This window comes from Thiocapsa sp. (genome assembly GCF_035467215.1).
GTDB lineage: Bacteria > Pseudomonadota > Gammaproteobacteria > Chromatiales > Chromatiaceae > Thiocapsa.
This window is the reverse complement of sequence record NZ_DATITZ010000177.1, coordinates 1-5931: the sequence shown is the minus strand read 5'-3', so window position 1 is coordinate 5931 and position 5931 is coordinate 1. Positions and strand designations below refer to the sequence as shown.

The 5931-nt window shown below is 64.4% G+C and carries 6 protein-coding genes; 4 read left to right on the top strand and 2 right to left on the bottom strand.

The features are described from left to right. Positions 1-620: methyltransferase domain-containing protein (locus VLR48_RS09785; RefSeq protein ID WP_325291606.1), on the top strand; the 620-nt coding region annotated here is incomplete at its 5' end. Positions 621-648: 28 nt separating this feature from the next. Next, positions 649-1068 carry a hypothetical protein gene (locus tag VLR48_RS09780; protein ID WP_325291605.1) on the top strand — a complete coding sequence of 140 codons (420 nt, stop codon included), beginning with the start codon at positions 649-651 and terminating at the stop codon, positions 1066-1068. A gap of 124 nt (positions 1069-1192) precedes the next feature. Here the strand turns inward: VLR48_RS09780 and VLR48_RS09775 are convergent, their stop codons facing one another. Together VLR48_RS09775 and VLR48_RS09770 are read right to left on the bottom strand one after the other, a co-directional pair. Further along, the gene (locus tag VLR48_RS09775) at positions 1193-3292 is read right to left on the bottom strand and encodes a SulP family inorganic anion transporter (RefSeq protein ID WP_325291604.1); all 2100 of its coding nucleotides are present in this window, start codon (positions 3290-3292) and stop codon (positions 1193-1195) included. 267 nt (positions 3293-3559) lie between these two features. Next, on the bottom strand, positions 3560-4363 hold the full coding sequence (locus VLR48_RS09770; protein ID WP_325291603.1) for a BON domain-containing protein: 804 nt from the start codon (positions 4361-4363) through the stop codon (positions 3560-3562). A gap of 378 nt (positions 4364-4741) precedes the next feature. Here VLR48_RS09770 and VLR48_RS09765 point away from each other — a divergent pair, with 378 nt between their 5' ends. After that, the gene (locus tag VLR48_RS09765; RefSeq protein ID WP_325291602.1) at positions 4742-5485 is read left to right on the top strand and encodes an MBL fold metallo-hydrolase; all 744 of its coding nucleotides are present in this window, start codon (positions 4742-4744) and stop codon (positions 5483-5485) included. Positions 5486-5572: 87 nt separating this feature from the next. Continuing rightward, the coding region (locus tag VLR48_RS09760) for a P-loop NTPase (RefSeq protein ID WP_325291601.1) at positions 5573-5931 on the top strand (359 nt) is incomplete at its 3' end.

The following is a 5931-nucleotide window of genomic DNA, read 5'->3' as shown; positions in this document are numbered from 1 at the left end:
TGCCGCCGATCAGCGTCGATCGCTTCGCCGGTGTCGGCAACCCATTCGCCGCGGGCGACATCTACCCCGGCGAGACGATCCTCGACCACACCTGCGGCGCCGGGACGGATCTGCTGATCGCAGCCCGCTGCACCGGCCCGGAGGGCCGGGCCATCGGGGTCGACATGACCCCCATGATGCGCGAATGCGCCCAGCTCGGGGCACAGCTCGCCGGCCTGGCCGATCGGGTCGAGATCCGCGACGGTCGCTACGCGGCCCCGCCGGTCCCGGATGCCAGCATCGACGTGGTCATCTCCAACGGCGTGGTCAACCTGGCCCCGGACAAGACACGGGTGTTTCGGGAGATCCACCGGGTGCTCAAGCCGGGCGGACGCCTGTATCTCGCCGACGTGGTTGTGGCCCGCGAGCTCACCCTCGACGCGCGCGCCAATCCGGACCTCTGGGCCGCCTGCATCGCCGGTGCCTTGGTGGAGGACGAGCTGCCCGCGATCGCCAAGTCGGTCGGGCTGCGTCGGGGCCGGCTGATCGGCTGCTACGACTGCTTCCGCAACACCAGCGCGGCAGACAAGGTGGCCAGGGACCTCAAGGTCCACGGCGTGACCTTCTTTGCCGTCAAGTGATCGGCTTCAACACATCGGAGACAACCCAATGAAACAAACACACGACACGGCATGGTGGTACTGGCTGGCGAGCGCCGTTCTGCTCGTGCAGGCACTCTCGGGCTGCCCGCTCGGCTTCACGCCGGTCATCGTCCTCACCCTGATCCAGACCCTGCACTTCTGGATCCGCGAAGGCGGTCTCGACCCGCAAGGTCTCGCTGCCTTCCCGGTGCAGGTGCGGATCGGCTACCTGAGCTGGCTCATCGCGGGCCGGGCCGATCCCACGGGTCTGATGCACGGCATCCAGCTCGCAGGCACCAGCGCCATGGTGCTCTTCGGCTATTGCCCGATGGCACGGATGGTCACGCTGCTGCCCTGGAACCGGCGTCAAGCCTTGAGTCTGCGTCTGGTGGTGCGGACCTTTCTGCAGGCCCCGACGGCCGGGAACATTCGTATTCAAGCCAACTGATCGAGAACCCGGACGAGTCACGGGAATACGCCATGCAGGGGCGAATCCATTCGCCCCTGCATGCTGGCGGTTGCCTTCCGGTACCTCGAAAACAAGCCTCGCGACAGCGCACCGCCTCCGGTCGTCACTTGTCTTGCGGCTCGGAGGCGCCCTCATAACGCTCGAGCAGCTCTTTCAGCGCAAACTCCTTATTCGGAAAGAAGTGATCGCGTCCGAGCTTATCGACGATTCCCGTTTTCTCGAGGACGGACATCACCTGATGCTTCAATCCGCTGAAATAGAGCCCGATGCCGGCGTCCCGAAGCTGTTTGGCGACTTCGTTGACCTTCTCCTCGCCTGATGCGTCGATCTCGTTGATCCCGCTGCCGATGATCAGGATCACTCTGGTCTTCGGAAACTCGGCGATGGCCTCGAGCACGATGTCCTCGAAGTAAGCGACCGTTGAGAAGGTCAGCGAGCCGTCGAAGCGCACCGGCACGACCGTCTCGCTGACCGGCGCGAGATTGTGCGCCTTGATGCCCCCGAGCGTTCCATCGGGTTTGCGCGCGACGATCTCCGCGCGTGGACGCATACTCTTGATGAGATAGAGCAGCACCGTCAGGACGATGCCGAGGAGAATGCCGTCGGCGATTGCCGGGGCCATCAGGAGGGTTGCCAGGAAGGTCACGATGCCGACGATCGCACCGCCGCGGTCGACCTTCCAGGCGTGGACCAGCGGCGCGACGCGGATCAGGCCGAAGACGGCCATCATCACGATCACCGCCAGCACCGCCTGCGGCAGGCTGTAGAGGTAGGAGGTGAAGAAGAGCAGGAAGACCATCACCGCCAGCGCGCTGATGACGGCAAAGAGACCGGTCTTGGCGCCTGTCTTGGCCGCGACGGCAGATCGCGAGAAGGATCCGCTGACCGTGTAGGAGCTGAAGAAGCTGCCGACGATGTTCGCCAGACCCTGTCCGACGAGCTCCTTGCCCGCGTTGATGCGCTCGCCCGTGGTAGTGGCGATAGCCTTGGAGATCGAGGTCGCCTCCATGAAGCCGATCAAGGCCATCACGATCGCGGCCGGAAGCAACGCGAGGATGAGATCCCAGTGGACCTCGGGCACCGCGAACTGCGGCAGCCCCTTGGGAATCTCCCCGACCACGGCCCCGCCCGAGGAGAGCGTCACCGTTCCGTCGCGCGTCTCCACGAAATGCCAGACCCGACCGTCGCGCGCCAGCCCCTCGGGGACTTGGCCTTTGGCGAAGAGGAGCATCGGCCCGTCCGGGATCGGCGAGCCTTCCAAGCGGATCGCGTGCAGGTCGATGCGGCGCGCGTTGTTTTGCGAGCGTGACTGATCCAGCTCGTACTGGAAGAGACGCACCGACGCCGACAACTCCGCCGCACGTTTGATGGCCTCCATCCCGCCTTCCTGCTCAAGCCGGGCGGCCTCGCGGCTGCGCTCCGCGATGAGCGCAGTGAGGGCCTTGATCCGCATCTCGGTCTGGCCGTACGCCTCGATTGTCTCCGCCGTCGGCACGTCCTGGATCTGCTCGATCCCGACGTTCGACTTGTGCTCGAAGCCGATCATGGCCGACCAGGCGGTCGTTGCGAGTACGGCGATCAAGACGCCGGGGAGCCGCGGAGAAACCCGTTTGAGCCCGTCTATGAGCAGAAAGGCCGCAAGCGCGAAGACCAGTGTCGGCCAGTGTGTCTCGCCGATCTGCTGCACGACGCGCCACAGATCCGCGAGATAGAAATCCGTCCTCGGGAAGGGCACGCCGATGATCTTGCTGAGCTGCGACAGTCCGATGATCAGCGCCGCCGCATTGGTGAAGCCCACGACCACGGGGCTCGACAGCAGGTTGACGATGGCCCCGAGCTTGAACAGACCCAGTGCGAGACGCAGCACCCCGACCATCAAGGCCAGCATGACGGACAGCTCGATGAAGCTCGCACTTCCCGGTGAGGCGAAGGGAATGATCGCTGCCGCGGACATCAACGAGAGCATCGCCACCGGGCCGGTGTGCAGCTGACTCGAGGAGCCCCACATCGACGCAACGATGACGGGGATAAAGGATGCGTAAAGCCCGTAAACGACAGGCAACCCCGCCAATTGGGCGTACGCCATCGACTGCGGCAGCAACACCAAAGCGACCGTGATTCCGGCAATGATGTCGTCGCGCAGGCCCCCCCGAGTCATGGGGAACCAGCGCAAGAAGGGCAGAGCAGGATGCAGGCGTTCCATCATAACGACTTGTCCGGCTGAAATCGGAGAACGAACACGCACTCGATCGGTGTGCGCAAATGGCCAGCTATGCTCTAGGTTAAAGACGTGTCGGCAGTCAGACCAATCGATGATACGCGTCCGTAGCATAGCTGATAATCAATGGGTCACTCGCGGACAGGTCCCGAACGCCTGCAAAGACGACCAACGGCTCAAGGCCTGAAGCGAAAAGGCACCAACGCAGGACCGCGAGGGGCGTGACCGCAGTATCGGCTCGCTCCGGGAGGATCACATGGGTCTGTCGAAACTCAGCAGCGATTCTACCTCGCGCACGCCCAAGATATCGCCGGCCAGTGCCTCGGCAACCTGCCGCTCGGCCAGCGACGTGACGGTGCCGCGAAGCAACACCACTCCGTCGGTCGAGCTCACCTCCATGCTGCCTGCATTCACGGTGGTGTCGTAGCGCAGGACGGCCCCGAGGCGATCGGCGATCCAGGTATCGGAGCGCTTCACCTCGGCGACCGCAGCCTGTCGCCCACGCTCCTCGGTCAAGACATCCGGGTCGACGTTGATGTAATTGAAGACCTCGCGAACCCCTTCGGTGGTCCCGACAATTGTCGCCACGCGATCGGAAGCCCCTGGCGATCCGACGCGACCCTGGAGGCGAGCGATTCCCCCGTCGATCTCGACGGAAACCTCCAGCCCGGTCGTGCTGATCTGCCACTCCAGGCGCTCCCGGATCTTCGTCGCCACATCCAGGTCTTCGACCCGGGCAGTGAGTGGCCCCGGGCTCCGTGCGAAGGGGGCGTTCACGTCGAGCGCGTTGTCCACCGGCACCCCGTTGGCCACCAGGTTGGCCAGATCCTCGGCCAGGGTTCGCTCGATGACGCTCGGAACCGCCCCCTCGATGCGCAGGCGCCCGTCCCGCAAGAGGACCTGAATCGCATAGCCGCTCAGGTGCTGGTTGAGCGCGATGATGGTCTCGACCTTGGCGGCGGTTGCGACATCGGCATCGGCCCGTAGGGGCGATGCCGAGAGCAGGGCCAGCAATGCCGAGGTCATCAAGATGCGCTCCGGTCGTATCGCTCTCATGTGCATGGTTCTCGCTGTCGGGAATTCAGAATGCAGGCGCCGACGCGGCGCGCTCGAAGAGGTCGAATCGAAACGACCATAAGCTGTCCCGTCCGTGAATCCAAACACGCCGCCGGACGATCCGCGAGCTCGGCCGTTCGCACGGCGCGCAACCCTCGGTCGGTACAGGCCGAATATTTGGCGAGGATGGCCAATCATCAATGTGCAGCGGCTGAGTCGGGCACTAAAGTTCAGCGACGTGGACATCAGCACCCTCGATGCCGAGTCTCGGTCTCGCCCCGCTCTGCGGGGCCTTGACCAGCCGGCTTTCCCGCAACACTGACCCGCACCAACACGGGCAACCGGAGCCATGTCTCGGGAGGCCCGAGGAGGCGACCGATGACAGACCCTTCTCTCCTGACCATCCTGTTCGACAATTATCCCGGCGTCCCGGGCCTAACGCGCCTTTGGGGTTTCGCGGCACTGATTCGGGTCGCAGACCGGACGATCCTTTTCGATACGGGCAGCAACGGCCGCGTCCTGCTCAAAAACATGGCCGCGCTCGACATCGCCCCGGAATCAGTCGATCTGCTCTTTCTCTCACACCCGCATTGGGACCACATCGGCGGGTTGGACTCCGTCTTGGAGGTCAATCCCCAAGCGACCCTCGTCGTGCACGAGGGTTTCTCGAAGCATCTGATCAAGGATCTTCATGGTCTGTGCGGCGAGTTGCTTGTCGTCGGCGCCGACCCCGCGGAGCTTGCCCCGGGCGTCTTTTCGACCGGCATGCTCGACAGCGACCCTCCCGAGCACGCGATGGTGATCGAGGCCGACGGGGTCACGGTGGCCATCAGCGGCTGTGCACATCCCGGAATGGAGCGGATCGTCGAGCACGCCTCGCGCCTTCTGGGGAAGAAGATCGATTGGGCCATCGGCGGGTTTCACCTGATGTACTCGGACGCCGCGGGGATCGACCGGGCGATTCGCGCGCTACGGGATCTGGACGTCGCCTACGTGGTGCCGACCCACTGCACGGGCGATGCCGCAAAGATCGCGTTCCGTCATGCGTTCGGCGCGCGCTGTATCGACGGCGGCGTCGGCCGGGAGATCGACCTTGTCGGACGGGTGAACGCGCCCGGGTAGCCGACGAGCGTCCACGTCGGCATGAGGATGCCGACCGGATCAGGGTCGGCATGATGATCAAGGCTCGCAAAGCAGAGGTATCGAACAATGGCCAGAGAGCAGACGCGCAGAATCGATCAGTCAACGCGAGCGCTCGCGCGCAAACGCATCCTTGTCTGCGGCAAAGGGGGAAGCGGCAAAAGCACCTTGGTCGCTTTGATCGCTGCCGTTCTGCAGCGAAAGGACTATCCTGTCATGGTGCTCGACGGCGATGCATCGAATCCCGAGGGTCTCGTTCGTCTCTTATTCGGCGTGGGCGTCAAGAGCGAGCCCAAGCCATTGATCGAGTTCTTCGGCGGTACCGAGCGCGTGACCTGCCCGGTGGATGATCCCTCGCCGCTGACGCGGATCGGCGAGTCGGACCCGGTGCCGGCCAAGCCGATCAACCTGTCGACGGAGATCGGCCC

Bases quoted from the DNA above. Each gene is read 5' to 3' on its own strand.
- VLR48_RS09770 (WP_325291603.1), bottom strand. From the start codon at position 4,363: ATGAGAGCGATACGACCGGAGCGCATCTTGATGACCTCGGCATTGCTG.
- VLR48_RS09765 (WP_325291602.1), top strand. From the start codon at position 4,742: ATGACAGACCCTTCTCTCCTGACCATCCTGTTCGACAATTATCCCGGC.
- VLR48_RS09775 (WP_325291604.1), bottom strand. From the start codon at position 3,292: ATGGAACGCCTGCATCCTGCTCTGCCCTTCTTGCGCTGGTTCCCCATG.
- VLR48_RS09780 (WP_325291605.1), top strand. From the start codon at position 649: ATGAAACAAACACACGACACGGCATGGTGGTACTGGCTGGCGAGCGCC.